This window comes from Deinococcus aerophilus (assembly GCF_014647075.1).
Classification (GTDB): Bacteria; Deinococcota; Deinococci; order Deinococcales; family Deinococcaceae; genus Deinococcus; species Deinococcus aerophilus.
In genome coordinates this window covers 1-1,173 of the sequence record NZ_BMOM01000076.1, presented here as the reverse complement: position 1 = coordinate 1,173, position 1,173 = coordinate 1, and the positions used below count along the sequence as shown (strand labels likewise).

Sequence of the window (1,173 nt, the reverse complement as noted above, 5' to 3'; positions counted from 1 at the left end):
CGCTTAAATCACCAGAACAGTGAGTTGGGGAGGCAGCGCCTCCCCAACTCAACTCACAACCCAACTACGCAATTGGTCTTCAGTCGAAGGCTCAGGTACGTCTTGACCTGACCCCAGCGTAGTCCAGCCCCCGCCAGCACGGAGAATGCGGACTCCACACACTTCCTGGCTGCTCCGTACTCCGGTTTCCAACGCGGATCAATCCGTTTCGCATTAACTTTCGGCGGCGTCAGACAAGTCCCCGACTGATACCCCTTATCCCCGATCTGTTTTGGCCCGCCATACGCGGGCCAATTTCTGTTCATCTCGCAGAGCACACTGAAATCGTGCTCATTGGCAGGACGAATCGCGTACCGCACGATTTTGCCATTCAGAGCGCTCCAGGCATGGAGTTTGAAGCCGTAGACCGGCCCAGCCGTACTGAATCCGTGGCGTGCCCCACGAAACTTGCACCGTGGAGCGCGCTTAAAGGTCGAGACGGGCAGGGGCTCGGAGTCGACAGCGACGAAGTCCAGTTCCTGGACTTCGGTTGCCAGTTGCTCGACCACCAACGTCAATCGAGCCAGCCGAATGCGGGCCTGAGGTTCAGACGGAAAATGCGGGAAGTGGTTGAGCTTGAGAAATCGCCACCAACGGCTGAAGTAGGGCATCTTGTGAAGCTTTTGGAGAAGAGCGACGGCCAGCAAATCTGCATCGGAGATTTTTTCGTGTTGGTGAAGCAATTTCGCCGGGATATATGGGGCGATCCAGTGGCTTAGAAACGTGACAGCGGTGGGAAGCGGCAGCAGAGTCAAGTCGGGACGGCACATACGCACCGTCCCTTTCGCATTTTTTGCCGTTCAGGTCAACCCCTATTCGCGGTGATATGAATCTTGGCGAGCCCATGGTCCACAGCCGGCTCTGGCCGAGCGGGAACACTGGGAGGCCTACACCCGGGCCTTTCAGGACACCTTGACCACGCGCACTTGGCGGGCTCAAGTCCCGCTCTCGGCACCAGCAGCAGCACCACAGGAACCCCACGCAGGCGCAGCTTTTTCAGGCTGCGCCCCGTGTGTTGAGGCCTGTGTGTTGGGGCCGCCGTGAAGGGGCGGTGGCCGGTCCCCGCAGGGCAGGGGCAGGCATAGAGAAAGCCCCCCTTGTGGGAGGGGGGCTGGGGGTGGAGCATTAATGGAG

At 59.5% G+C, this 1,173-nt stretch carries 1 protein-coding gene; it reads right to left on the bottom strand.

Annotation, left to right across the window (positions count from 1 at the left end; genetic code table 11):
- Positions 1–53: 53 nt before the first annotated feature.
- Positions 54–809 (bottom strand): IS982 family transposase, encoded by a 756-nt coding sequence (locus IEY21_RS16625; RefSeq protein WP_188905454.1) that lies wholly within the window; start codon positions 807–809, stop codon positions 54–56.
- Positions 810–1,173: the final 364 nt, after the last annotated feature.